Source organism: Neptunomonas sp. CHC150 (assembly GCF_030397555.1).
Taxonomy (GTDB): Bacteria; Pseudomonadota; Gammaproteobacteria; order Pseudomonadales; family Balneatricaceae; genus Neptunomonas; species Neptunomonas phycophila.
Map to the genome: position 1 here is coordinate 1 of NZ_JAPNXU010000074.1, position 340 is coordinate 340.

Sequence of the window (340 nt, forward strand, 5' to 3'; positions counted from 1 at the left end):
TTTATGCTTTGCGGAATATTTAGCTTTGGTTTTTAAGCACCAAATATCTTCAATGATGACGGGGCGATTTTTTAATTTTTCTTCATCCCAGCAATTCATCCATTCACCTTTGATAACGCCATCAACGTATACTTCCAGGCATGTTTTTGATTCAGATGCACGGACACGATTTACCGACACCTCATGACCTTTGTAATTAAAAGCGATAGCAACCCAACCACCTGCCATTTCCGCTTCAATCTCAGCCCACATTTCTTTTGTAATTGGTTTGCTCATTCTTCATATTCCTTTTCATTGTTTGATATGGATTTCACTCGCTTCGCTTTGGGTAGTGGCGTAT

At 39.4% G+C, this 340-nt stretch carries 1 protein-coding gene; it reads right to left on the reverse strand.

What is annotated here, in order from left to right; all coding sequences use genetic code 11:
* The coding region (locus OW491_RS18230) for a hypothetical protein (protein ID WP_290037311.1) at positions 1 to 276 on the reverse strand (276 nt) is incomplete at its 3' end.
* Between the last annotated feature and the right edge of the window lie 64 nt (positions 277 to 340).